A 21,520-nucleotide genomic window follows, 5' to 3' on the forward strand; every position below is an offset into this window, starting at 1 on the left:
AGCTTTCCTCGATACCGCTTACCGCTTATTTCGAGTAAAGCTCGACCACCAGCTGTTCGTTCACGTCGGAGGCAAACTCCGCGCGGTCGGGCACGTTCTTGAACACGCCCTTGAAGTTCTTCGCGTCCATCTCGACCCAGCTCGGGAAGCCGTTCTGCTCGGCGAGCTCGAGCGAGCTCTTGATGCGCAACTGGGCCTTCGACTTCTCGCGCACCGCGACCGTGTCCGTCGCGCGGACCAGGTAGGACGGGATGTTCACGGGCTTGCCGTTCACCTCGATCGCCTTGTGCGAGACGAGCTGGCGGGCTTCCGCGCGCGTGGAGGCGAACCCCATGCGGTAGACGACGTTGTCGAGGCGGCTCTCCAGCGTCTGGAGGAGCACCTCGCCGGTCGCGCCCTTGCGGGACGCGGCGCTGATGAAGTAGTTGCGGAACTGGCGCTCGAGCACGCCGTACATGCGGCGGATCTTCTGCTTCTCGCGAAGCTGCGTGCCGTATTCCGAGATGCGCGTCGACTTCGCTCCGTGCTGGCCGGGGCGGGAGTCGAGCTTGCACTTCGTGTCGAGCGAACGACGAGCGCTCTTCAGGAAGAGGTCGGTTCCCTCGCGACGGGCGAGCTTGCAGGTGGGTCCAAGGTAACGTGCCACGGTGTTCTCCTATGTTCTCGTCAGTCGCCGGTTACATCCGGCGGCGTTTCGGCGGGCGGCAGCCGTTATGCGGGACGGGCGTCACGTCGGCGATCGAGATGATCTTCAGGCCCAGTGCGTTCAGCGCGCGCACGGCCGACTCACGGCCCGGGCCGGGGCCCTTGATGCGCACTTCGAGGTTCTTCACGCCATGCTCCTGCGCGGCGCGCCCTGCGCTCTCCGCGGCCACCTGGGCAGCGAAGGGCGTGGACTTGCGCGAGCCCTTGAAGCCCGCGCCACCCGAGGTCGCCCACGACAGGGCGTTGCCCTGGCGGTCGGTGATCGTGATGATCGTGTTGTTGAAGGACGCGTGGACGTGCGCGATGCCCTCGGAGACGACTTTCTTCGCCTTCTTGCGGACTCGTGCGGCTGCAGGTGCCTTGGCCATGTCTTTGTCTACCTTTCAGTCTTCGTGCTCAGGTCGCGGCCTTGGACAGGCGGACGGCCTTGCGCGGACCCTTGCGGGTGCGTGCGTTGGTGCGCGTGCGCTGGCCACGGACCGGCAGGCCCTTCTTGTGGCGAACGCCGCGGTAGCAGCCGAGGTCCATCAGCCGCTTGATGTTCATCGAGACTTCGCGGCGGAGGTCGCCTTCGACGCTGAACTTCGCGACGTTCTCGCGCAGCTTGTCCATCTCCGCGTCGGTGAGGTCCTTGATCTTCGCCGACTGCTTGATGCCTGCGGCGTCGCAGATCAGGCGCGCACGGGAGCGGCCGATGCCAAAGATCGCCGTCAGCGCGATCGAGGCGTGCTGCTGGTTCGGGATGTTGATGCCTGCAATACGGGCCATGTTCTAGTCCTCTATAACTCTCGGGCGCGCGGGTTCAACCCTGGCGCTGCTTGTGGCGCGGGTCGCTGCAAATGACGCGCACGACGCGCTTGCGCCGCACGATCTTGCATTTGCGGCAGATTTTCTTGACCGAAGCCTGAACTCGCATCGTCGTTTCTCCTTACTTGGCGCGGAACGTGATCCGCGCCTTCGTCAAATCGTAGGGCGACACTTCAACCGTCACCTTGTCTCCCGGCAGGATCCGGATGTAGTGCATCCGCATCTTCCCGGAGATGTGGCCGAGAACGATGTGGCCATTCTCGAGCTTCACCCTGAACATCGCGTTGGGCAGGGTCTCCACGACCTCGCCCTGCATCTGGATCGTCTCTTCCTTCGCCATATTCCCTATCGCACCGGGAACCCGCCGGTTCCCTTGAAGTTAGCCTTCTTGAGCAGGCTCTCGTACTGGTGCGACATGAGATAGGCCTGGAGCTGGGCCATGAAATCCATGGTGACCACCACCGTGATCAGCAGCGACGTTCCACCGAAGTAGAACGGCACGTTGTACTGGCTGGTCAGGAACTCCGGCAGCAGGCAGACCAGGGTGATGTAGATCGCACCGACCAGCGTGAGGCGGGTGATGATCCTGTCGATGTAGCGCGCGGTCTGGTCGCCCGGGCGGATGCCCGGCACGAACGCACCGCTCTTCTTCAGGTTGTCCGCCGTCTCCTTCGAGTTGAAGACGAGCGCCGTGTAGAAGAAGCAGAAGAAGATGATGGCCGTCGCGTACATCACGACATACAGCGCTTGGCCGGGCGCGAGCATGGCCGAGAAGTCCTTCAGCCATGTCATGTGCTCGTAGGAGCCGAACCAGTTCGCGACCGTGGCCGGGAACAGGATGATCGACGAGGCGAAGATCGGCGGGATCACGCCCGACATGTTGAGCTTGAGCGGCAGGAACGAGCTCTGGCCGCCGTAGAGCTTGTTGCCGACCTGGCGCTTGGCGTAGTTCACGAGGATGCGGCGCTGGCCCTTCTCGATGAAGACCACCACGGCCGTGACGCCGACCACGAGGCCGAAGACCAGCAGGGCGATGAAGACGCTCATCGAGCCCGTGCGCACCAGCTCGAGGGTGCCCGCGATCGCGGTGGGCAGGCCCGCCACGATGCCGGCGAAGATGATCATCGAGATGCCGTTGCCGATGCCGCGCTCGGTGATCTGCTCGCCCAGCCACATGAGGAACATGGTGCCCGTCATCAGCGTGATCACGGTGGTGATGCGGAATGCGAGGCCGGCGTCGAGCACGAGGCCCGGCTGCGACTCCAGCGCGATCGAGATGCCGAGGGCCTGGAAGGCCGCGAGCACCACGGTGCCGTAGCGCGTCCACTGCGTCATCTTGCGGCGGCCCGCCTCGCCCTCCTTCTTGAGGGCCTCCACGGACGGCAGCACGACCGACATCAGCTGCATGATGATCGAGGCCGAGATGTACGGCATGATCCCGAGCGCGAAGATCGTGAAGCGCGACAGCGCGCCGCCCGAGAACATGTTGAACATGTCCAGGATGCCGCCGCGGTTCTGCTGGAACAGGCGTGCCAGTTCCGCCGGGTCGATGCCCGGCACGGGGATATGGGCCCCGACGCGGTAGACGACGAGCGCGCCCACGAGGAACCACAGCCGGCGCTTGAGATCGCCGAGCTTGCCCAGGGTCGCGAAAGGATTGGCGGACAAAAGGTTTTTTCCCGTTAGGCCTTAGGTTGGGCCTTCGGCTTGGCTTTCAACTTGCCAGCCTTCTCGCGAACGGCGATGTCGGCGACCGAACCGCCGGCCGACTCGATGGCCGCCTTGGCGCCCTTGGTCGCGGGCACGCCCTCGACCTTCACCTTCTTCTTCAGCTCGCCGGCGAGGATGATCTTCGCGCGCGAGGCTTTGTCGCCCACCAGGCCGGCCTTCTTGAGGCTGGCGAGGTTGATCGTGTCGCCTTCGACGCGCGCCAAGTCGCCCAGGCGCACTTCGGTGGCCTTCTCGATCGTGACGGCGAGGAAGCCGCGCTTCGGGAGGCGGCGCTGCAGCGGCATCTGGCCGCCTTCGAAACCGACCTTGTGGTAGCCGCCCGCGCGGGCCTTCTGGCCCTTGTGGCCGCGGCCGGCGGTCTTGCCCAGGCCGGAGCCCGGGCCACGCGCGACGCGACGGCGGTTCTTCTTGGAGCCGGCTGCCGGCTTGATGTCGTTGAGTTCCATGGTCTCTAGCCCTCGACTTTCACGAGGTAGCTCACCTTGTTGATCATTCCGCGGACCGACGGCGTGTCCTCCACCTCGACCGTGTGCTGGCGATGGCGCAGGCCCAGGCCCTTCACGCATTCGCGATGCTTGCCGATGGTCTGGGTCGTGCCCTTCACGAGGGTGACCCGGATCATCTTCTTGCCCGCCGTGGCGGGCTTGTCAGCCTTCTTGGTCATGTCCGATGTTCCTTAGCCGACGATCTCTTCGACCTTCTTGCCGCGCTTCGCCGCGATTTCCGACGGACGGCGCTGCTGCAGGAGGCCGTCGAGCGTGGCGCGCACGACGTTGTAGGGGTTGGTGGAGCCGTGGCACTTGGCGGTGATGTTGGTGACACCCATCACCTCGAAGACCGCGCGCATGGCGCCGCCGGCCTTGATGCCGTTGCCTTCCTGCGCCGGCTTCATCATCACGCGCGTGGCGCCATGGCGGCCCAGCACTTCGTGGTGGATGGTGCCGCTCTTCAGGTTGACCTTGACGAGGTTGCGGCGGGCCGATTCCATCGCCTTCTGCACGGCGACCGGCACTTCGCGGGCCTTGCCCTTGCCCATGCCGATCGAGCCGTCGCCGTCGCCGACCACGGTGAGGGCCGCGAAGCCCAGGATCCGGCCGCCCTTCACCACCTTGGTGACGCGGTTGACCGAGATCATCTTCTCGCGCAAGCCGTCCGTGCGCTCTTCCTGCTGGTCGCGCCTGCCGCCTCTGCCGCCTTCGGGTTTCGCCATAGTCAGATCCTCAGAACTTGAGACCGCCCTCGCGGGCGGCGTCGGCGAGCGCTTTCACGCGGCCGTGGTAGCTGAATCCCGCGCGGTCGAACGCGACTTCCGTCACGCCGGCGGCCTTCGCCTTCTCGGCGATGCGCGCGCCCACGAGGGCAGCGGCGGCCTTGTCGGCTCCGTTCGGATGCTTCGCGCGCACGTCCTTCTCGAGCGAGGAGGCGGAGGCAAGGACCTTGCCGCCCGTCGCGTCGATGACCTGCGCGTAGATGTTGAGGTTCGTGCGGTGCACGGTGAGGCGCACGGCTTCCTGGCGCGCAATGCGCACGCGCGTCTTGGCGGCGCGGCGCGTCCTCGAGGCTTTTTTGTCGAGCATGGTGTCTCTCCGTTACTTCTTCTTGGTCTCTTTGAGGGAGACCTTCTCGTCGGCGTAGCGAACGCCCTTGCCCTTGTACGGCTCGGGGCTCTTGTACGCGCGGATCTCGGCGGCGACCTGGCCCACCTTCTGGCGGTCGGCGCCCGAGATCACGATCTCGGTCTGCGTCGGGGCCACGGCCTTCACGCCTTCGGGCAGCGGATGCACGATCGGGTGCGAGAAGCCGAGGTTCAGGTTGATCTTCGTGCCCTGGACCTGCGCCTTGTAGCCGACGCCGACGAGGGTGAGCTTCTTCTCGAAGCCCTGCTTCACGCCGTGGACCATGTTCGCGGTGAGGGCGCGCAGCGTGCCGCTCATCGCGTTGGCCTGCTGCGAGTCGTTCGCCGCGGCGAAGACGATCTTGCCGTCCTCCACCTTCACGGTGACGTCGGACGAGATCGCCTGCTTCAGCGTGCCCAGCGGGCCCTTGACGGTGAGGACGTCGTTGGCGACGGTCACTTCCACCTTCTCGGGCAGCGGAATGGGGTTCTTGCCGATACGGGACATGGCTCGCTCCTTAGACCACGATGCAGAGGACTTCGCCGCCCACGCCCGTGTCACGGGCGCGGCGGTCGGTCATCACGCCGCGGGAAGTGGAAACGATGGCCACGCCGAGTCCGTTCATCACGGGCTCGATGTCCTCGCGCCCCTTGTAGACGCGAAGGCCGGGGCGCGAAACGCGCTCGATCTTCTCGATCACGGGCTTGCCGGCGTAGTACTTGAGGCCGATCTCGAGGGTGTTCTTGCCTTCGTTGGTGCGCACCGCGAAGTCCTCGATGTAGCCCTCGGACTTCAGCACCTCGGCGATTGCAAGCTTCACCTTCGAGCTGGGCATCGCGACGCTGACCTTTTCGGTGGCCTGGGCGTTGCGGATGCGCGTCAACATGTCGGCGATGGGATCACTCATGCTCATCGTGGTCTCCTTACCAGCTCGCCTTCGTCATGCCCGGGATTTCCCCGCGCATGGCGATTTCACGGATCTTGTTGCGCGCGAGCCCGAACTTGCGGAACGTGCCGCGAGGACGGCCCGTGAGGGCGCAACGGTTGCGCAGGCGCACCGGGGACGCGTCGCGGGGCATCGCGTGGAACTTCGCGCGCGCCTCGTCACGGGCCTCGTCGGTGGCCTTCGGGTCCTTCATGACGGCTTGCAACGCAGCGCGCTTCACGGCGAATTTCTTCACCGTCGCCTGACGCTTGAAGTTGCGGTTGATGACTGCGAGCTTGGCCATTACGCCCTCTCAGTTCTGAACGGGAACCGGAACGCTGCGAGGAGAGCCTTGGCTTCCTCGTCGGTCTTCGCGGTGGTGGTGATGCTGATGTTCATGCCCCTGAGCGCGTCGATCTTGTCGTACTCGATCTCGGGGAAAATGATCTGTTCCTTGATGCCCAGGTTGTAGTTGCCGCGGCCGTCGAACGCCCGGCCCGGCACGCCGCGGAAGTCGCGCACGCGCGGCAGCGCGATCGTGACCAGGCGGTCGAGGAACTCGTACATGCGGCGCGAGCGCAGCGTCACCATCGTGCCGACGGGATAGTTGTCGCGGATCTTGAAGCCCGCGATCGACTTCTTCGACTTGGTGATCACCGGCTTCTGGCCCGCGATCTTCTGCATGTCGGCGGCCGCGTGGTCGAGGATCTTCTTGTCCGCGACGGCCTCGCCCACGCCCATGTTCAGCGTGATCTTGGTGACGCGCGGAACCTGCATCTTGGTCTTGTAGCCGAACTGCTTCATGAGGGCCGGCACCACGGTTTCCTGGTACACGGTCTTCAGGCGCGGCGGCGTGGACGGCGCCGTGGGGCGCTCGGCCTTCTTGCCGTCGGCGGCGGGCTTGGCGGCCTTCGCTTCCTTGGCGGCCTTCTTGGGCGCGGCTTGCGCGTCCTGCGACGGAGGCTTCTTGTCCTTCGCCGGTTTCTGCTCTTTGTCTTTGGATGCCATCGTCAGTTCTCCGGGCTCAGACGTCCACGACTTCGTCGTTGGACTTGAAGAAGCGGACCTTGCGCGGCGCTTCCTTGCCTTGTGCGGCGAGGAACTTGAAGCCGACGCGATCGCCCTTGCCGGTGGCCGGGTTCACCAGCATCACGTTGGAGAGGCTGATCGGCATCTCCTTGTCGATGATGCCGCCGGTCATGCCCTTCACGGGGTTGGGACGCTGGTGCTTCTTCACGCGGTTCACGCCTTCGACCACGGCCTTGCCGGACTCGAGGACGCGAAGGACGGTGCCCTTCTTGCCCTTGTCCTTGCCGGTGGTGACGACGACCTGGTCGCCCTTGCGGATCTTGTTCATTGCTCGCGCTCCTTACAGCACTTCGGGAGCCAGCGACACGATCTTCATGAAGCGCTCGGTGCGCAGCTCGCGCGTCACCGGTCCGAAGATGCGCGTGCCGATCGGCTCGAGCTTGGGGTTCAGGAGGACCGCGGCGTTGGTGTCGAACTTGATCACCGAGCCGTCGGGGCGGCGTACACCGTGCGCGGTACGCACGACGACGGCGCTGTAGACCTCCCCCTTCTTGACGCGGCCCCGGGGGGCAGCGCTCTTGATGCTGACCTTGATGATGTCGCCAATGCCCGCGTAGCGGCGCTTGGAGCCGCCGAGGACCTTGATACACATCACCGAGCGCGCGCCGGTGTTATCGGCGACGTCGAGAATCGACTGCATCTGAATCATTGGTTTCTCTCCAACTTAACCCGGCGGCAAACCCGTCCGGCCAGTCTTGGATCCGTCTTCCACAGGAACGGGTTGCGCTCCAATGGGCTTGGTCTGGTGTACTTCTGGGCCCGGGCGTTTTGGTGAAACGGCTTCGGCTGGCGGCCGGGCAGTCCCCGGGAAATGCTGCTTCCCCGGGCTCTTAAGCACTTGGGGCCCACGAAGCCGGGGCCACCAAGCAAAGACCGCGATTATAGCAGGATTCGTGCCGCTACCGCAAGCTACTCGGCACGAGCCCGCTGGACCAGGCGGGAGACCTTCCACGCCTTGGTCTTGGAGAGCGGGCGGCACTCCTCGATCACCACCGTGTCGCCCATCTTCGCGTCGTTGCCCTCGTTGTGGGCGTGGTACTTCTTGGCGCGGCGGACGATCTTGCCGATGGGATGCATCACCTGGCGCTCGACCAGCACGGTGACGGTCTTGTCCATCTTGTCGCTCACCACCATGCCGGTGAGCGTGCGCGTATTCTTCGCGGTCTCGGTCATTTGGCGACCCCTTTGCGCTTCTCGGTGAGCACGGTGTGCACGCGCGCGATCTCGCGCCGGACGCGCTGGATCTCGCTGTTCTTGGTGAGGCTCTGGGTGGCCAGCTGCATGCGCAGGCCGAACTGCGCCTTGCGCAGGTCCAGCAGCTCCTTGTTCAGCTCATCCACGGACTTGCCCCGCAGTTCGCTCGATTTCATGTCGTTTTCCTCTTAGCCGATCAGGCGTTGAACGAACGCCGTACGGATCGGCAGCTTCGCCGCGGCGAGCGCGAAGGCCTCGCGGGCCACCGACTCTTCCACGCCGTCCATCTCGTAGAGCACCTTGCCGGGCACGATCTCGGCCACGAAATACTCGGGCGAGCCCTTGCCGTTGCCCATGCGGACCTCGGCCGGCTTCTTGGAGATCGGCTTGTCCGGGAAGATGCGGATCCAGACGCGGCCGCCCCGCTTGATGTGGCGCGTCATCGCCCGGCGCGCGGCCTCGATCTGGCGCGCCGTGAGGCGGCCGCGACCGAGGGCCTTCAGGCCGAACTCGCCGAAGGAGACCTTGGCGCCGCGCGTGGCGACGCCCTTGTTGCGGCCCTTCTGCTCCTTCCGGTACTTCCTTCTAGCTGGCTGCAACATGTTTCGCTCCCGCCCTTCTGGGCTTCTTGTCGGGTTCCGGCGCCGGCGCCACGGGCTGCTCGCCCTTGCCCAGCGTTTCGCCCTTGAAGACGAGGACCTGCACGCCGATCGTGCCGTAGGTCGTCTTGGCTTCGGAGAAGCCGTACTCGATGTCCGCGCGCAGGGTGTGCAGCGGCACGCGGCCTTCGCGGTACCACTCCGTGCGGGCGATCTCGGCACCGTTCAGTCGGCCGGCGCTGGTGATCTTGATGCCCTGGGCGCCGAGGCGCATGGCGTTCTGCATCGCGCGCTTCATGGCGCGGCGGAACATCACCCGCTTCTCGAGCTGGCCGGTGATCGAGTCGGCGATCAGCTGCGCGTCGAGCTCGGGCTTGCGGATCTCCTCGATGTTCACGTGCACCGGCACGCCCATCAGGCGCTGCAGGGTGTTGCGCAGGCCTTCGATGTCCTCGCCCTTCTTGCCGATCACGACGCCCGGACGAGCCGAGTAGATCGTGATGCGTGCGTTCTTGGCGGGACGCTCGATGACGACGCGGCCGACGGCGGCGTGCGAGAGCTTCTTCTTGAGGTACTCGCGCACCTTGATGTCCTGGGCCAGCATGGCCGGGAACTCCTTGGTGCTCGCGAACCACTTCGAGGCCCAGTTGCGGTTGACCGAGAGTCGGAACCCGGTCGGGTTGATCTTCTGTCCCATGGCTAGTCCTTTTTCCCGTCGCCGACGGTGAGGAAGACGTGGCAAGTCGGCTTGATGATCCGGTTGCCGCGGCCCTTGGCGCGCGCGTGGAAGCGCTTGAGCACGGGACCCTTCTCGACGAAGATCGTGGTGATCTTGAGCTCGTCGATGTCGGCTCCGTTGTTGTGCTCCGCGTTCGCGATCGCGCTCTCCAGCACCTTCTTGATGATCTTGGCGCCCTTCTTCGGCGTGAAGGCGAGGATGTTGAGCGCGCTGCCGACGGGCTGGCCGCGCACGAGGTCGGCCACCAGACGGCCCTTCTGGGCCGAGAGGCGAACGCCGTAGAGTTTCGCTTGTACGTTCATCGCGGTCTCTCCTTACTTCTTCGCGGCCGGAGCCGGCGTGCCGCTGGTCGAGACCTTCTTGTCGGCCGAGTGGCCTTTGAAGGTCCGCGTCAGGGCGAACTCGCCGAGCTTGTGCCCGACCATGTTTTCGGTCACGTACACCGGGATGTGCTGCTTCCCGTTGTGGACCGCGATGGTGAGACCGACGAAGTCCGGAAGGACGGTGGAACGGCGCGACCAGGTCTTGATCGGGCGCTTGTCCTTCGCGGCTTGCGCGGCTTCGACTTTGCGCAGCAGGTGCCCGTCCACGAACGGGCCTTTCTTGATTGAGCGTGCCATGTGTGGTCCTTACGCCTTCTTGTGGCGGCTGCGCACGATCATCACCTGCGTGCGCTTGTTGGTCCGCGTCTTCTTGCCCTTGGCGGGCTGGCCCCAAGGGGACACCGGATGGCGGTTGCCGCGTGTGCGGCCGCCCAGCGGGTGATCCACGGGGTTCATGGTCTCGCCGCGCACCGTCGGGCGGATGCCGCGCCAGCGGTTCGCGCCGGCCTTGCCGATGACGCGCAGGTTGTGCTCCGAATTGCCCACTTCGCCGATCGTCGCGCGGCAGTTGATGTGCACGCGGCGGATCTCGCCCGAACGCAGGCGCAGCTGCGCGTACTCACCCTCGCGGGCGAGCAGCTGGACGGACGCACCGGCGGAACGCGCGATCTGCGCGCCCTTGCCGGGCATCATCTCGATGCAGTGCACGATCGTGCCGACCGGGATGTTGCGCAGCGGCAGCGTGTTGCCATCCTTGATCGGGGCCTCGGGACCGCTCTCGATCTTCGCGCCCACGGCGATGCCCTTGGGGGCGATCACGTAGCGGCGCTCGCCGTCGGCGTAGCACACCAGCAGGATGTTGGCGCTGCGGTTCGGGTCGTATTCGATGCGCTCGACCTTCGCCGGGATCCCGTCCTTGTCGTTGCGGCGGAAGTCGATGATCCGGTAGTGCTGCTTGTGGCCACCGCCCTGGTGGCGGGTCGTGATGTTGCCGAAGTGGTTCCGGCCGGCGCGCTTGGACTGGCTTTCGACCAGCGGAGCGTGCGGCTTGCCCTTGTGAAGGTCGTGGTTCACGACCTTGACCATCGAGCGGCGGCCCGCCGAGGTCGGTTTGGTTTTGACGAGTGCCATGGTCAGGCCACCCCTTCCACGAAGTTGATGTCGCCGTCGCCCTTCAGGCTCACATAGGCTTTCTTGATGGATTTGCGCTTGCCGATGAAACGGCCGTGGCGCTTTTCCTTGCCTTTGACGTTGACGACGTTGACCGCGGAGACTTCCACCTTCTGCTCCTTGAAGAGCAGCTCCACGGCGGCCTTGATCTCGGCCTTGGTCGCGTCCGGGAGCACTTCGAAGACGACCTGCTTGCGGGTTTCGCCCACGAGCGTCGCCTTCTCCGAGATCACCGGAGCGAGGATCACCTTCATCAGTCGTTCCTGGTTCATGCCAGCGCCTCCTCGAGGTGCTTCACCGCGCCTTTGGTGATGATCACCTGGGCCGCATGGACCAGGCTCACCGGATCGGCGTGGCGCGCCTCGAGAACCTGCACGTTCGGCAGGTTGCGCGAGGACAGGTAGAGGTTGTCGTCGAGGCTGTCGGTAATGATCAGCACGGCGTCGAGCTTCATGTTCTTCAGCTTCTGCACCAGGGACTTCGTCTTCGGCTGGTCGACCGTGAAGGCGTCGATCACCGTGAGGCGCTCCTCGCGAACCAGCTGCGAGAGGATGGAAGCCATGCCGGCGCGGTACATCTTCCGGTTCACCTTCTGCGAGAAATTCTCGTCAGGCGAGTTCGGGAAGGTGCGCCCGCCGCCGCGCCACAGGGGCGAGGACGTCATGCCCGCGCGAGCGCGGCCGGTGCCCTTCTGGCGCCAGGGCTTCTTGGTGGAGTGGCGGACTTCGCTGCGCGTCTTCTGCTTGCGCGTGCCGGCCCGGGCGTTGGCCTGGTAGGCGACGACGACCTGGTGGACGAGCGCTTCGTTGTAGTCGCGGCCGAAGAGGGTCTCGGAAGCGGCAACCGATGCCTGCTTCTCGCCCTTGTCGTTGATGACCTTGAGTTCCATTACTTGCCTCCCTTCGGCGCCTTGGCCTTCACGCTCGGATGGAGGAGGACCTTGCCGTTCTTCGCGCCGGGCACGGAGCCCTTGATCATGATCAGCGAACGCTCGGTGTCGACGCGCACGACTTCCAGCAGCTGGACCGTGCGGTTCACGTCGCCGAGATGGCCGGCCATGCGCTTGCCCGGGAAAACGCGACCCGGGTCCTGCGCCATGCCGATCGAGCCGGGCGAGTTGTGCGACAGCGAGTTGCCGTGCGACGCGCGGTTGGACGAGAAGTGGTGGCGCTTGATCACGCCGGCGTAGCCCTTGCCGATGGTCGTGCCCGAGACGTCGACCTGCTGGCCGACCTGGAACATGTCCACCTTGAGCTCGCCTCCGACCTTCAGCTCGGCGACTTCCTTGGCGTCCACGCGGAATTCGCGCAGCACACTGCCGGCTTCGACGCCGGCTTTCGCGAACTGGCCCGCGAGGGGCTTCGTGACGCGGGTGGCGCGACGCTTGCCGAACGCGACCTGGATCGCGGAGTAGCCGTCCGATTCGGACGTTTTGATGCGGGTGATGCGGTTGCCGGCACAATCGAGCACCGTCACGGGGACGGAAGTTCCGTCCTCCTTGAAGATGCGCATCATGCCGACCTTCCGGCCGACAAGACCGAGACTCATCTTCTTTCCTTTCTCTTTTAGGTAACCCCGGGGTTTTCCCCTCGGGGCGCCGGCTGCAATTGGCCGGCACTGCATTGAAATAACCGGGCGGGGATTCTACCCCGCCTCGGGTGTTACTTGATCTTCACATCCACGCCCGCCGGGAGGTCCAGCTTGGTGAGCGCGTCCACCGTCTTGTCCGTCGGGTCGACGATGTCGATCAGGCGGAGGTGCGTGCGGATCTCGAACTGGTCGCGCGACGTCTTGTTCTTGTGCGGCGAGCGCAGGATGTCGAAGCGCTCGATGCGCGTGGGCATGGGCACGGGGCCCTTCACCACGGCGCCGGTGCGCTTGGCCGTTTCCACGATCTCCTGCGCCGACTGGTCGATGAGCTTGTAGTCGAACGCTTTGAGGCGGATGCGGATCTTCTGGAGACCGAGGCTTTGAGCCATGACTGTTTTCCTTTGTACCTGTACGACTACTCGAGAATCTTGGAGACGACGCCGGCGCCGACGGTGCGGCCGCCTTCGCGGATGGCGAAGCGAAGTCCCTCTTCCATGGCGATGGGCGCAATGAGCGTCACCGTCATCTTGATGTTGTCACCGGGCATGACCATCTCGGTGCCTTCCGGCAGCACCAGCGCGCCGGTCACGTCGGTGGTACGGAAGTAGAACTGCGGGCGATAGCCGTTGAAGAACGGGGTATGACGGCCACCCTCTTCCTTCGACAGCACGTACACCTCGCACTCGAACTTCGTGTGCGGCGGAATCGAGCCCGGCTTGGCCAGCACCTGGCCACGCTCGACCTCTTCGCGCTTCGTGCCGCGCAGCAGGATCCCCACGTTGTCGCCGGCCTGCCCCTGGTCCAGGAGCTTCCTGAACATCTCGACACCCGTGCAGATCGTCTTGACCGTCGGCTTCAAGCCCACGATCTCGATCTCCTCGCCCACCTTGATCACGCCACGCTCGATGCGGCCCGTGACCACCGTGCCGCGACCCGAGATCGAGAACACGTCTTCCACCGGCATCAGGAACGTGCCGTCGATCGCGCGCTCCGGCGTCGGGATGTAGGAATCCAGCGCATCGGCCAGCTTCATGATCGCGCCTTCGCCCAGCTCGCCCGTATCACCCTCCAGCGCCTTCAGCGCCGAGCCGATGATGATCGGCGTCTTGTCGCCGGGAAACTTGTACTTGGAGAGCAGCTCGCGGACTTCCAGCTCCACCAGCTCCAGCAGCTCCTTGTCATCGACCATGTCCGCTTTGTTCATGAACACGATGATGTACGGCACGCCCACCTGGCGGGCCAGCAGGATGTGCTCTCGCGTCTGCGGCATCGGGCCATCGGCAGCGCTCACGACCAGGATCGCGCCATCCATCTGCGCCGCACCCGTGATCATGTTCTTCACGTAATCCGCGTGGCCCGGGCAATCGACGTGCGCGTAGTGGCGCTTGCTCGTCTCGTATTCCACGTGCGCCGTGTTGATCGTGATCCCGCGCGCCTTCTCCTCCGGCGCCGCGTCGATCTGGTCGTAGGCCTTCGCCTCGCCACCAAACTTCTTCGACAGCACCGTCGTGATCGCCGCCGTCAGCGTGGTCTTGCCGTGGTCCACGTGACCGATCGTGCCCACGTTCACGTGGGGCTTCGTACGCTCGAACTTGCCCTTGGCCATGATCTAAATCCTCTTCAAGCTGCCGCTTTTTGGTTGATGATCGCCTCGGCGACGTTCTTCGGCGCCTCCGAGTAGTGCTTGAATTCCATCGTGTAGGTCGCGCGACCCTGGGTCGCCGAGCGAAGGCTCGTCGAGTAGCCGAACATCTCCGACAGCGGCACCTCGGCCTTGATGATCTTGCCTCCGCCGACCATGTCGTCCATGCCCTGGATCTGGCCGCGGCGCGACGACAGGTCGCCCATCACGGTGCCGGAATAGTCTTCCGGCGTCTCCACCTCGACCGACATCATCGGCTCGAGCAGCACGGGCGAGGCGCGACGCATGCCTTCCTTGAAGCCCATCGACGCGGCCATCTTGAACGCGTTCTCGTTCGAGTCGACCTCGTGGTACGAGCCGTAGTGCAGCGTCACCTTCACGTCCACCACCGGGTAGCCGGCGAGCACGCCGTTGGGCAGCGTTTCCTTCAGGCCCTTTTCCACCGCGGGGATGAATTCGCGCGGCACCGCGCCGCCCTTGATGGCGTCGACGAACTCGAAGCCCTTGCCCGGCTCCGACGGCTCGACCTTCAGGACCACGTGGCCGTACTGGCCGCGGCCGCCCGACTGCTTGACGAACTTGCCCTCGACCGAGTCGACGACCTTGCGGATCGTCTCGCGGTAGGCGACCTGCGGCTTGCCGACGCTGGCTTCCACGCCGAACTCGCGCTTCATGCGGTCGACGATGATCTCCAGGTGCAGCTCGCCCATGCCGGCGATGATGGTCTGGCCGCTCTCTTCATCCGTGCGCACGCGGAAGGACGGATCCTCCTGCGCGAGGCGGTTCAGGGCGATGCCCATCTTCTCCTGGTCGACCTTGGTCTTGGGCTCGACGGCCTGCGAGATCACCGGCTCCGGGAACACCATCTTCTCGAGGATGATGATCTTGTCGGGATCGCAGAGCGTGTCGCCGGTCGTGGCTTCGCGCAGGCCGACCGCGGCGGCGATGTCGCCGGCACGGACTTCCTTGATCTCTTCGCGCTGGTTGGCGTGCATCTGCAGGATGCGGCCGATGCGCTCTTTCTTGAACTTGATCGGGTTGTAGATCGTGTCGCCCGAATTCACCACGCCCGAATAGACGCGGAAGAAGATGAGCTGGCCCACGAACGGGTCGGTCATGATCTTGAACGCGAGGCCGGCGAAGGGCTCGTCGTCCGCGGCCCGGCGCGACGTGGGTTGGCCGTTCTCGAGCATGCCCTTCACCGGCGGGATGTCCGTCGGGGCCGGCATGTAGTCGATCACGGCATCCAGCATGGCCTGGACGCCCTTGTTCTTGAAGGCCGAGCCGCACATCATCGGCACGATCTCGCTCGCGATGGTGCGGTCGCGGAGAGCCTTCTTGATCTCCTCTTCGGAGAGCTCGCCCGACTCGAGGTACTTGTTCATGATGGTCTCGTTCGCCTCGGCGGCGGACTCGATCATCTTCTCGCGCCATTCCTTGGCCGACTCGAGGAGCTCGGCGGGGATTTCACGCAGCTCGAACTTCATCCCCTGGGACGCTTCGTCCCAGTAGATGGCCTTCATCTTGATGAGGTCGACCACGCCCAGGAACTGGTCCTCGGCCCCGATGGGGATCTGGATGGGAACCGGGTTGGCCTTGAGGCGCGACTTCATCTGGTCGTAGACCTTGAAGAAGTTGGCGCCCGTGCGGTCCATCTTGTTCACGAAGGCGAGACGGGGCACGCGATACTTGTTCGCCTGGCGCCACACGGTCTCGGACTGCGGCTGCACGCCGCCCACGGCGCAATACACCATGCACGCGCCATCCAGCACGCGCATGGAGCGCTCCACCTCGATGGTGAAGTCCACGTGGCCGGGGGTGTCGATGATGTTGATGCGATGGTCGGGACGAAGACCGTCCATGCCCTTCCAGAAGCAGGTCGTGGCGGCCGACGTGATCGTGATGCCGCGCTCGCGCTCCTGCTCCATCCAGTCCATCACGGTCGCGCCGTCATGGACCTCGCCGATCTTGTGGGACACCCCGGTGTAGAACAGGATGCGCTCCGTGGTCGTGGTTTTCCCTGCGTCGATGTGCGCGGAGATCCCGATGTTGCGGTAGCGGTCGATGGGTGTCTTGCGTGCCACGTTGGTCTCTCTTCCGTATCAAGCCGCCAGCCTCTGGCGGCTTGGCGGCGGATGGCTCCCTTAGAAGCGGTAGTGGGCGAAGGCCTTGTTGGCCTCGGCCATGCGGTGCACTTCTTCCTTCTTCTTCACGGCGCCGCCACGGCCTTCGGCGGCTTCCATCAGCTCGTTGGCCAGGCGCTGGCCCATGCTCTTCTCGCCGCGCTTGCGGGCGGCTTCGCGCAGCCAGCGCATCGACAGCGCGGTGCGGCGGACCGGGCGGACTTCCACCGGAACCTGGTAGTTGGCGCCACCGACCCGGCGGCTCTTCACTTCCACCATCGGCTTCACGTTGGCGATCGCGGCGCTGAACACCTCGAAGGCGTCCTTGCCGGACTTCTTCGAGATCGCTTCGAGCGCGCCGTACATGATCCGCTCGGCGATCGACTTCTTGCCGCGCGTCATGAGCACGTTGATGAACTTGGCGACTTCCTCGCTCTTGAACTTCGGATCGGGGAGGATCTCGCGCTTGGGAATCTCACGGCGGCGGGGCATAGGGTTATCCGTTCAGAAATGGGGGTGGGCCGGGGCCCGATCAAGCGGCCTTGGGCCGCTTCGCGCCGTACTTCGAGCGCGATTGCTTGCGGTCCTTCACGCCGGCCGTATCCAGGCTGCCGCGGACCATGTGGTAGCGAACGCCCGGCAGGTCCTTCACGCGGCCGCCGCGAATCAGCACGACCGAGTGTTCCTGCAGGTTGTGGCCTTCGCCGCCGATGTAGCTGATCACCTCGTAGCCGTTGGTGAGGCGCACCTTGGCGACCTTCCGGAGGGCCGAGTTCGGCTTCTTCGGGGTCGTGGTGTACACGCGCGTGCAAACCCCCCGCTTCTGGGGGCTGCCGGCGAGCGCCGGAACCTTGCTCTTGGTGACCGCCTTGCGGCGGGGCTTGCGCATCAACTGATTGATCGTAGGCATCTTTTTGTCCGATTTCGGGTTTACAAACCCATGGTTCCGGCCCCTTCGAGGGCTGCTACCCCCCCTTCGGCGCTAACCGAAGGAGAGGCAAAAAAGCTCTCAATTTTAGGGGGTTAAGGCATTCCGGTCAAGCAACCTGCTCGTTACTAACGTCAGCCTCGTCCAGGGAGAACCCGAACGAGGAGCTGGCCCCCGGCTCGACCACGACCTTCTTCCGGGTCGAGTGGTAGGCCAGGCCCGTGCCCGCCGGGATGAGGCGCCCGACGATGACGTTCTCCTTGAGGCCGCGCAGGTCGTCCCTCTTGCCCATGATCGCCGCCTCGGTGAGCACCCGGGTGGTCTCCTGGAAGGAGGCCGCCGAGATGAACGAGTCGGTGGACAGCGACGCCTTGGTGATGCCCAGGAGCATGTACTGGAACTCGCCGGGCTTCTTGCCGCTGTTGTTGGCCGTGATGCGGTCGTTCTCCGTGAGGAGATCGGCGCGCTCGACCTGCTCACCGGTGATGAACCGGGTTTCGCCCGGATCCGTGATCTGGATGCGCCGGAGCATCTGGCGCACGATCACCTCGATGTGCTTGTCGTTGATCTTCACGCCCTGGAGGCGGTAGACGTCCTGCACCTCGTCGATGATGTAGCGGGCCAGCGCTTCCATCCCCTGGAGACGCAGGATGTCGTGCGGATCCGCCGGGCCGTCGACGATCGTCTCGCCCTTGTTGACCACCTGGCCGTCGTGCACCGTGACGTGCTTTTCCTTCGGGATCAGGTACTCGTGGGCGGCACCCTCGACGTCGGTGATGATGAGGCGCTGCTTGCCCTTGGTGTCCTTGCCGAACGAGACCGTGCCGGTGATCTCCGCGAGCAGGCCCGCATCCTTCGGCGAGCGCGCTTCGAACAGCTCCGCCACGCGCGGCAGGCCGCCCGTGATGTCGCGGGTCTTGGACGATTCCTGCGCGATACGCGCGATCACGTCGCCGACCTGCACCTGCTGGCCGTTCTTCACCGTGATGATGGCGCCGATCTGGAACGTGTAGTTCACCGGCGCATCGCCCTGGGCGAGCTTCACTTCCTTGCCCCCGGCGCCGATCAGCTTCACGGCCGGGCGCAGGCCCTTGGTGGCCGACGTGCCGCGGCGCTTCGGATCGATCACGACCAGGCTCGACAAGCCCGTGGTCTCGTCGATCTGCTTGGCCACGGTGACACCCTCCTCGACGTTCTCGAAGCGGATCTCGCCGGCGTACTCGGTGATGATCGGGCGCGTGAGCGGATCCCACGTGCCGAGGACCTGGCCCGCCTTCACCTTCACGCCGTCCTTCACCGCCAGCATGGCGCCGTACGGCACCTTGTGGCGCTCGCGCTCGCGGCCGCCGCTCTCGTCGGAGATGATGATCTCGCCGTTGCGCGAGATCGCGATCAGCTCGTCCTTGGCGTTGGTGATGTAGCGCATCGTGTTGGAGAAGTGCACCACGCCGTTGGACTTGGCCTCCACCGAGCTCGCCACCGCGGTGCGCGAAGCCGCGCCGCCGATGTGGAAGGTACGCATCGTGAGCTGCGTGCCCGGCTCGCCGATCGACTGCGCGGCAATGACGCCCACCGCCTCGCCGACGTTCACCAGCGTGCCGCGGCCGAGGTCACGGCCATAGCAGCGGGCGCACAGGCCGAAGCGCGTCTCGCACGTGAGCGGAGTGCGGACCTTGACCTCGTCCACGCCCAGGCTCTCCAGGCGCTCGACGCCCGCCTCGTCCAGCAGCGTGCCGGCGGCCAGGACGACGTCCCGGCTCTCCGGATGCTGCACGTCCGTCGCGGCGACGCGGCCCAGGATGCGCTCGCGCAGCGGCTCGACCACTTCGCCGCCCTCGACCAGCGCCTTCATGTCCATGCCCATCATCGTGCCGCAATCGTCCTCGACCACCACGAGATCCTGCGTCACGTCGACCAGGCGGCGCGTGAGGTAGCCCGAGTTGGCGGTCTTAAGCGCCGTGTCGGCCAGGCCTTTGCGCGCACCGTGCGTCGAGATGAAGTACTGCAGCACGTTCAGGCCTTCGCGGAAGTTCGCCGTGATCGGCGTCTCGATGATCGAGCCGTCCGGCTTCGCCATCAGGCCGCGCATGCCGGCCAGCTGGCGGATCTGCGCGGCGGAACCGCGCGCACCCGAGTCGGCCATCATGTAGATCGCGTTGAACGATTCCTGCGTGACTTCCTTGCCCTTGCGGTCGATGACCTTCTCGTTGCCGAGCTGGTCCATCATCGCCTTGGCGATCTGGTCGCCGGCGCGGCCCCAGATGTCGACCACCTTGTTGTAGCGCTCGCCCTGGGTCACGAGGCCGGAGGTGTACTGGCGCTCGATCTCCTTCACTTCCTTCTCGCTCGCGTCGATGATCTTCACCTTCTCATCGGGGATGAGGAGGTCGTCGACGCAGATCGACAGGCCCGCGCGCGTGGCGTAGGTGAAGCCCGTGTACATGAGCTTGTCCGCGAAGATGACCGTCTCGCGGATGCCGCAGCGGCGGAAGGCCTCGTTGATCAGCTTCGAGATTTCCTTCTTCTTCAGCGGCTTGTTGATGAGCGGGAACGGCAGGCCGGCCGGGAGGATCTCCGACAGCAGCGCGCGGCCGACGGTCGTCTCGTAGCGGTTGACGACCTCCTTCAGCTCACCGTCCTCGCCCTTCAGGACTTCGCGGATGCGCACCGTGATCGCCGCGTGCAGCTCGACCCCGCCCGACTCGTAGGCACGGCTCGCTTCGGCGACGTTCTGGAACATCGAGCCTTCGCCCTTGGCCGCGACACGCTGGCGCGTGGCGTAGTACAGGCCCAGCACGATGTCCTGCGACGGCACGATGATCGGCTCGCCGTGCGCGGTGTGCAGCACGTTGTTGGACGACAGCATGAGCGTGCGGGCTTCCATCTGCGCTTCGAGCGAGATGGGGACGTGGACGGCCATCTGGTCGCCGTCGAAGTCCGCGTTGAACGCGGCGCAGACGAGCGGGTGCAGCTGGATCGCCTTGCCCTCGATCAGCACGGGCTCGAAAGCCTGGATGCCGAGGCGGTGCAGCGTCGGGGCGCGGTTCAGCAGGACCGGGTGCTCGCGGATGACTTCCTCGAGGATGTCCCACACCACCGGCTCCTGGCTTTCCACCATGCGCTTGGCCGCCTTGATGGTCGTGGCGAGGCCCATCACTTCCAGCTTGTGGAAGATGAACGGCTTGAAGAGCTCGAGCGCCATGAGCTTCGGCAGCCCGCACTGGTGGAGCTTCAGCGTCGGACCGACCACGATGACCGAGCGGCCCGAGTAGTCGACGCGCTTGCCCAGCAGGTTCTGGCGGAAGCGGCCGCTCTTGCCCTTGATCATGTCGGCGAGCGACTTGAGGGCGCGCTTGTTGGCGCCCGTCATCGCCTTGCCGCGGCGGCCGTTGTCGAGCAGCGAGTCGACGGCTTCCTGCAGCATGCGTTTCTCGTTGCGCACGATGATTTCCGGGGCCTTCAGCTCCAGCAGGCGCTTCAGGCGGTTGTTCCGGTTGATCACGCGGCGATAGAGGTCGTTCAGGTCGGAGGTCGCGAAGCGGCCGCCGTCCAGCGGGACCAGGGGGCGCAGGTCCGGCGGCAGCACCGGCAGCACTTCCATGATCATCCAGTCGGGCTTGATGCCGGACTTGTTGAACGCCTCCAGCACCTTCAGGCGCTTGGCGATCTTCTTGATCTTGGTTTCCGACGACGTGGCGGCGAGGTCCGTGCGCAGCTGCTCGATGTCGCGGGGGACATCCAGCTTGCGCAGCAGATCGCGAACGCCTTCCGCGCCCATGGCGGCGGAGAAGTCGTCGCCGTACTCCTCGACCTTCGCGAGGTAGTCGTCCTCGGAGAGGAGCTGGCAGCGGTTCAACGGCGTCATGCCCGGGTCGGTCACGACATAGGCTTCGAAGTACAGGACGCGCTCGATGTCGCGCAGCGTCATGTCCAGCACCATGCCCAGGCGCGACGGCAAGCTCTTCAGGAACCAGATGTGGGCGACCGGGCTCGCGAGCTCGATGTGGCCCATGCGCTCGCGGCGAACCTTGGTCAGCGTGACTTCCACGCCGCACTTCTCGCAGATGACGCCGCGGTGCTTCAGGCGCTTGTACTTGCCGCAGAGGCACTCGTAGTCCTTGATCGGGCCGAAGATCTTGGCGCAGAACAGGCCGTCGCGTTCCGGCTTGAACGTGCGGTAGTTGATCGTCTCCGGCTTCTTCACCTCGCCGTACGACCACGAGCGGATCTTGTCGGGGGAAGCGAGGCCGATGCGGATCGCGTCGAACTCTTCTTCCTGGGTGACCTGCTTGAACAGATCGAGCAATGCTTTCATCTCTAAATCTCCTGGTGTCTAGTC

The 21,520-nt window shown here is 65.1% G+C and carries 32 protein-coding genes; all 32 read right to left on the reverse strand.

Annotation, left to right across the window (positions count from 1 at the left end; all coding sequences use genetic code 11):
* Positions 1-25 precede the first annotated feature (25 nt).
* The 32 genes from rpsD to rpoC all read right to left on the reverse strand — a co-directional run bounded on the left by rpsD (position 26) and on the right by rpoC (position 21,496).
* On the reverse strand, positions 26-646 hold the full coding sequence (rpsD, locus tag DSM104443_RS18255; RefSeq protein WP_171094828.1) for a 30S ribosomal protein S4: 621 nt from the start codon (positions 644-646) through the stop codon (positions 26-28).
* Positions 647-677: 31 nt separating this feature from the next.
* Positions 678-1,073 carry a 30S ribosomal protein S11 gene (rpsK, locus tag DSM104443_RS18260; RefSeq protein WP_076019875.1) on the reverse strand — a complete coding sequence of 132 codons (396 nt, stop codon included), beginning with the start codon at positions 1,071-1,073 and terminating at the stop codon, positions 678-680.
* Positions 1,074-1,101: 28 nt separating this feature from the next.
* The gene (rpsM, locus tag DSM104443_RS18265) at positions 1,102-1,473 is read right to left on the reverse strand and encodes a 30S ribosomal protein S13 (RefSeq protein WP_171094831.1); all 372 of its coding nucleotides are present in this window, start codon (positions 1,471-1,473) and stop codon (positions 1,102-1,104) included.
* 34 nt (positions 1,474-1,507) lie between these two features.
* Positions 1,508-1,621 carry a 50S ribosomal protein L36 gene (gene rpmJ, locus DSM104443_RS18270; protein ID WP_076019873.1) on the reverse strand — a complete coding sequence of 38 codons (114 nt, stop codon included), beginning with the start codon at positions 1,619-1,621 and terminating at the stop codon, positions 1,508-1,510.
* 12 nt (positions 1,622-1,633) lie between these two features.
* Positions 1,634-1,852, reverse strand: coding sequence for a translation initiation factor IF-1 (infA, locus tag DSM104443_RS18275; RefSeq protein ID WP_076019872.1), 219 nt, complete (start codon positions 1,850-1,852; stop codon positions 1,634-1,636).
* Positions 1,853-1,857: 5 nt separating this feature from the next.
* A complete protein-coding gene (gene secY / locus DSM104443_RS18280) occupies positions 1,858-3,180 on the reverse strand; it encodes a preprotein translocase subunit SecY (protein WP_171094833.1) in 1,323 nt (440 codons plus the stop codon).
* Between the two features lie 14 nt (positions 3,181-3,194).
* Entirely contained in the window at positions 3,195-3,689 is a 495-nt protein-coding gene (gene rplO / locus DSM104443_RS18285) for a 50S ribosomal protein L15 (protein ID WP_171094835.1), read from the reverse strand.
* Between the two features lie 5 nt (positions 3,690-3,694).
* Positions 3,695-3,907 carry a 50S ribosomal protein L30 gene (gene rpmD / locus DSM104443_RS18290; RefSeq protein WP_171094838.1) on the reverse strand — a complete coding sequence of 71 codons (213 nt, stop codon included), beginning with the start codon at positions 3,905-3,907 and terminating at the stop codon, positions 3,695-3,697.
* A 12-nt stretch (positions 3,908-3,919) separates the two neighbouring features.
* Positions 3,920-4,453, reverse strand: a complete 534-nt coding sequence (rpsE, locus tag DSM104443_RS18295) for a 30S ribosomal protein S5 (RefSeq protein ID WP_171094840.1) — start codon at positions 4,451-4,453, stop codon at positions 3,920-3,922.
* A gap of 10 nt (positions 4,454-4,463) precedes the next feature.
* On the reverse strand, positions 4,464-4,820 hold the full coding sequence (rplR, locus tag DSM104443_RS18300) for a 50S ribosomal protein L18 (RefSeq protein WP_171094841.1): 357 nt from the start codon (positions 4,818-4,820) through the stop codon (positions 4,464-4,466).
* A 12-nt stretch (positions 4,821-4,832) separates the two neighbouring features.
* Complete coding sequence (rplF, locus tag DSM104443_RS18305) at positions 4,833-5,366, reverse strand: 50S ribosomal protein L6 (RefSeq protein WP_171094843.1); 534 nt, start codon at positions 5,364-5,366, stop codon at positions 4,833-4,835.
* A 10-nt stretch (positions 5,367-5,376) separates the two neighbouring features.
* Positions 5,377-5,772: a 30S ribosomal protein S8 gene (rpsH, locus tag DSM104443_RS18310; protein WP_171094845.1), complete on the reverse strand. Its 396-nt coding sequence runs from the start codon at positions 5,770-5,772 to the stop codon at positions 5,377-5,379.
* Positions 5,773-5,782: 10 nt separating this feature from the next.
* Complete coding sequence (gene rpsN, locus DSM104443_RS18315) at positions 5,783-6,088, reverse strand: 30S ribosomal protein S14 (protein ID WP_171094847.1); 306 nt, start codon at positions 6,086-6,088, stop codon at positions 5,783-5,785.
* A complete protein-coding gene (rplE, locus tag DSM104443_RS18320) occupies positions 6,088-6,588 on the reverse strand; it encodes a 50S ribosomal protein L5 (protein WP_246232998.1) in 501 nt (166 codons plus the stop codon). Before rplE ends, rpsN begins: the two co-directional genes overlap by 1 nt.
* A 220-nt stretch (positions 6,589-6,808) precedes the next feature.
* Positions 6,809-7,141 (reverse strand): 50S ribosomal protein L24, encoded by a 333-nt coding sequence (rplX, locus tag DSM104443_RS18325; protein WP_171094851.1) that lies wholly within the window; start codon positions 7,139-7,141, stop codon positions 6,809-6,811.
* A 12-nt stretch (positions 7,142-7,153) separates the two neighbouring features.
* Entirely contained in the window at positions 7,154-7,522 is a 369-nt protein-coding gene (gene rplN, locus DSM104443_RS18330) for a 50S ribosomal protein L14 (RefSeq protein ID WP_171094853.1), read from the reverse strand.
* A gap of 260 nt (positions 7,523-7,782) precedes the next feature.
* Entirely contained in the window at positions 7,783-8,046 is a 264-nt protein-coding gene (rpsQ, locus tag DSM104443_RS18335; RefSeq protein ID WP_171094855.1) for a 30S ribosomal protein S17, read from the reverse strand.
* Entirely contained in the window at positions 8,043-8,243 is a 201-nt protein-coding gene (gene rpmC / locus DSM104443_RS18340; protein ID WP_171094857.1) for a 50S ribosomal protein L29, read from the reverse strand. Before rpmC ends, rpsQ begins: the two co-directional genes overlap by 4 nt.
* Positions 8,244-8,255: 12 nt before the next feature.
* Positions 8,256-8,669: a 50S ribosomal protein L16 gene (gene rplP, locus DSM104443_RS18345; protein ID WP_171094859.1), complete on the reverse strand. Its 414-nt coding sequence runs from the start codon at positions 8,667-8,669 to the stop codon at positions 8,256-8,258.
* On the reverse strand, positions 8,653-9,363 hold the full coding sequence (rpsC, locus tag DSM104443_RS18350) for a 30S ribosomal protein S3 (RefSeq protein ID WP_171094861.1): 711 nt from the start codon (positions 9,361-9,363) through the stop codon (positions 8,653-8,655). Before rpsC ends, rplP begins: the two co-directional genes overlap by 17 nt.
* Before the next feature lie 2 nt (positions 9,364-9,365).
* Positions 9,366-9,707, reverse strand: a complete 342-nt coding sequence (gene rplV, locus DSM104443_RS18355; RefSeq protein WP_171094863.1) for a 50S ribosomal protein L22 — start codon at positions 9,705-9,707, stop codon at positions 9,366-9,368.
* A gap of 12 nt (positions 9,708-9,719) precedes the next feature.
* Complete coding sequence (rpsS, locus tag DSM104443_RS18360) at positions 9,720-10,025, reverse strand: 30S ribosomal protein S19 (protein WP_171094865.1); 306 nt, start codon at positions 10,023-10,025, stop codon at positions 9,720-9,722.
* A 9-nt stretch (positions 10,026-10,034) separates the two neighbouring features.
* A complete protein-coding gene (gene rplB / locus DSM104443_RS18365) occupies positions 10,035-10,859 on the reverse strand; it encodes a 50S ribosomal protein L2 (protein WP_171094867.1) in 825 nt (274 codons plus the stop codon).
* A 2-nt stretch (positions 10,860-10,861) separates the two neighbouring features.
* Complete coding sequence (gene rplW / locus DSM104443_RS18370; protein ID WP_171094869.1) at positions 10,862-11,170, reverse strand: 50S ribosomal protein L23; 309 nt, start codon at positions 11,168-11,170, stop codon at positions 10,862-10,864.
* Positions 11,167-11,787 carry a 50S ribosomal protein L4 gene (gene rplD, locus DSM104443_RS18375; RefSeq protein ID WP_171094871.1) on the reverse strand — a complete coding sequence of 207 codons (621 nt, stop codon included), beginning with the start codon at positions 11,785-11,787 and terminating at the stop codon, positions 11,167-11,169. Before rplD ends, rplW begins: the two co-directional genes overlap by 4 nt.
* A complete protein-coding gene (gene rplC, locus DSM104443_RS18380; protein WP_171094873.1) occupies positions 11,787-12,446 on the reverse strand; it encodes a 50S ribosomal protein L3 in 660 nt (219 codons plus the stop codon). The genes rplD and rplC overlap by 1 nt, the downstream gene beginning before the upstream one ends.
* A 113-nt stretch (positions 12,447-12,559) precedes the next feature.
* On the reverse strand, positions 12,560-12,877 hold the full coding sequence (rpsJ, locus tag DSM104443_RS18385; protein WP_076019851.1) for a 30S ribosomal protein S10: 318 nt from the start codon (positions 12,875-12,877) through the stop codon (positions 12,560-12,562).
* Between the two features lie 26 nt (positions 12,878-12,903).
* The gene (tuf, locus tag DSM104443_RS18390) at positions 12,904-14,094 is read right to left on the reverse strand and encodes an elongation factor Tu (protein WP_171094875.1); all 1,191 of its coding nucleotides are present in this window, start codon (positions 14,092-14,094) and stop codon (positions 12,904-12,906) included.
* Positions 14,095-14,108: 14 nt separating this feature from the next.
* Positions 14,109-16,214: an elongation factor G gene (gene fusA / locus DSM104443_RS18395; RefSeq protein WP_171094877.1), complete on the reverse strand. Its 2,106-nt coding sequence runs from the start codon at positions 16,212-16,214 to the stop codon at positions 14,109-14,111.
* Between the two features lie 60 nt (positions 16,215-16,274).
* A complete protein-coding gene (gene rpsG / locus DSM104443_RS18400; protein WP_171094879.1) occupies positions 16,275-16,745 on the reverse strand; it encodes a 30S ribosomal protein S7 in 471 nt (156 codons plus the stop codon).
* A 40-nt stretch (positions 16,746-16,785) separates the two neighbouring features.
* The gene (gene rpsL, locus DSM104443_RS18405) at positions 16,786-17,163 is read right to left on the reverse strand and encodes a 30S ribosomal protein S12 (RefSeq protein WP_076019848.1); all 378 of its coding nucleotides are present in this window, start codon (positions 17,161-17,163) and stop codon (positions 16,786-16,788) included.
* A 127-nt stretch (positions 17,164-17,290) separates the two neighbouring features.
* A complete protein-coding gene (rpoC, locus tag DSM104443_RS18410; protein ID WP_171094881.1) occupies positions 17,291-21,496 on the reverse strand; it encodes a DNA-directed RNA polymerase subunit beta' in 4,206 nt (1,401 codons plus the stop codon).
* Positions 21,497-21,520 lie beyond the last annotated feature (24 nt).

The organism is Usitatibacter rugosus, from assembly GCF_013003965.1.
In the GTDB taxonomy this organism is placed as follows: domain Bacteria; phylum Pseudomonadota; class Gammaproteobacteria; order Burkholderiales; family Usitatibacteraceae; genus Usitatibacter; species Usitatibacter rugosus.

Coding starts and splice junctions, on each gene's coding strand:
- rpmC (WP_171094857.1), bottom strand. CDS start 8,243: ATGAAATCGAGCGAACTGCGGGGCAAGTCCGTGGATGAGCTGAACAAG.
- rplW (WP_171094869.1), bottom strand. CDS start 11,170: ATGAACCAGGAACGACTGATGAAGGTGATCCTCGCTCCGGTGATCTCG.
- rplF (WP_171094843.1), bottom strand. CDS start 5,366: ATGTCCCGTATCGGCAAGAACCCCATTCCGCTGCCCGAGAAGGTGGAA.
- rpsS (WP_171094865.1), bottom strand. CDS start 10,025: ATGGCACGCTCAATCAAGAAAGGCCCGTTCGTGGACGGGCACCTGCTG.
- rpsK (WP_076019875.1), bottom strand. CDS start 1,073: ATGGCCAAGGCACCTGCAGCCGCACGAGTCCGCAAGAAGGCGAAGAAA.
- rplP (WP_171094859.1), bottom strand. CDS start 8,669: ATGTTGCAGCCAGCTAGAAGGAAGTACCGGAAGGAGCAGAAGGGCCGC.
- rpoC (WP_171094881.1), bottom strand. CDS start 21,496: ATGAAAGCATTGCTCGATCTGTTCAAGCAGGTCACCCAGGAAGAAGAG.
- rplE (WP_246232998.1), bottom strand. CDS start 6,588: ATGAAGCAGTTCGGCTACAAGACCAAGATGCAGGTTCCGCGCGTCACC.
- rpsE (WP_171094840.1), bottom strand. CDS start 4,453: ATGGCGAAACCCGAAGGCGGCAGAGGCGGCAGGCGCGACCAGCAGGAA.
- rplB (WP_171094867.1), bottom strand. CDS start 10,859: ATGGCACTCGTCAAAACCAAACCGACCTCGGCGGGCCGCCGCTCGATG.
- rpmJ (WP_076019873.1), bottom strand. CDS start 1,621: ATGCGAGTTCAGGCTTCGGTCAAGAAAATCTGCCGCAAATGCAAGATC.
- rplD (WP_171094871.1), bottom strand. CDS start 11,787: ATGGAACTCAAGGTCATCAACGACAAGGGCGAGAAGCAGGCATCGGTT.
- rpsH (WP_171094845.1), bottom strand. CDS start 5,772: ATGAGCATGAGTGATCCCATCGCCGACATGTTGACGCGCATCCGCAAC.
- infA (WP_076019872.1), bottom strand. CDS start 1,852: ATGGCGAAGGAAGAGACGATCCAGATGCAGGGCGAGGTCGTGGAGACC.
- rpsG (WP_171094879.1), bottom strand. CDS start 16,745: ATGCCCCGCCGCCGTGAGATTCCCAAGCGCGAGATCCTCCCCGATCCG.
- rpmD (WP_171094838.1), bottom strand. CDS start 3,907: ATGACCAAGAAGGCTGACAAGCCCGCCACGGCGGGCAAGAAGATGATC.
- rpsQ (WP_171094855.1), bottom strand. CDS start 8,046: ATGACCGAGACCGCGAAGAATACGCGCACGCTCACCGGCATGGTGGTG.
- rplN (WP_171094853.1), bottom strand. CDS start 7,522: ATGATTCAGATGCAGTCGATTCTCGACGTCGCCGATAACACCGGCGCG.
- rpsJ (WP_076019851.1), bottom strand. CDS start 12,877: ATGGCTCAAAGCCTCGGTCTCCAGAAGATCCGCATCCGCCTCAAAGCG.
- rplO (WP_171094835.1), bottom strand. CDS start 3,689: ATGGAACTCAACGACATCAAGCCGGCAGCCGGCTCCAAGAAGAACCGC.
- rplC (WP_171094873.1), bottom strand. CDS start 12,446: ATGAGTCTCGGTCTTGTCGGCCGGAAGGTCGGCATGATGCGCATCTTC.
- rplV (WP_171094863.1), bottom strand. CDS start 9,707: ATGAACGTACAAGCGAAACTCTACGGCGTTCGCCTCTCGGCCCAGAAG.
- rplR (WP_171094841.1), bottom strand. CDS start 4,820: ATGCTCGACAAAAAAGCCTCGAGGACGCGCCGCGCCGCCAAGACGCGC.
- tuf (WP_171094875.1), bottom strand. CDS start 14,094: ATGGCCAAGGGCAAGTTCGAGCGTACGAAGCCCCACGTGAACGTGGGC.
- rpsM (WP_171094831.1), bottom strand. CDS start 1,473: ATGGCCCGTATTGCAGGCATCAACATCCCGAACCAGCAGCACGCCTCG.
- rpsN (WP_171094847.1), bottom strand. CDS start 6,088: ATGGCCAAGCTCGCAGTCATCAACCGCAACTTCAAGCGTCAGGCGACG.
- rpsL (WP_076019848.1), bottom strand. CDS start 17,163: ATGCCTACGATCAATCAGTTGATGCGCAAGCCCCGCCGCAAGGCGGTC.
- rpsC (WP_171094861.1), bottom strand. CDS start 9,363: ATGGGACAGAAGATCAACCCGACCGGGTTCCGACTCTCGGTCAACCGC.
- rplX (WP_171094851.1), bottom strand. CDS start 7,141: ATGAACAAGATCCGCAAGGGCGACCAGGTCGTCGTCACCACCGGCAAG.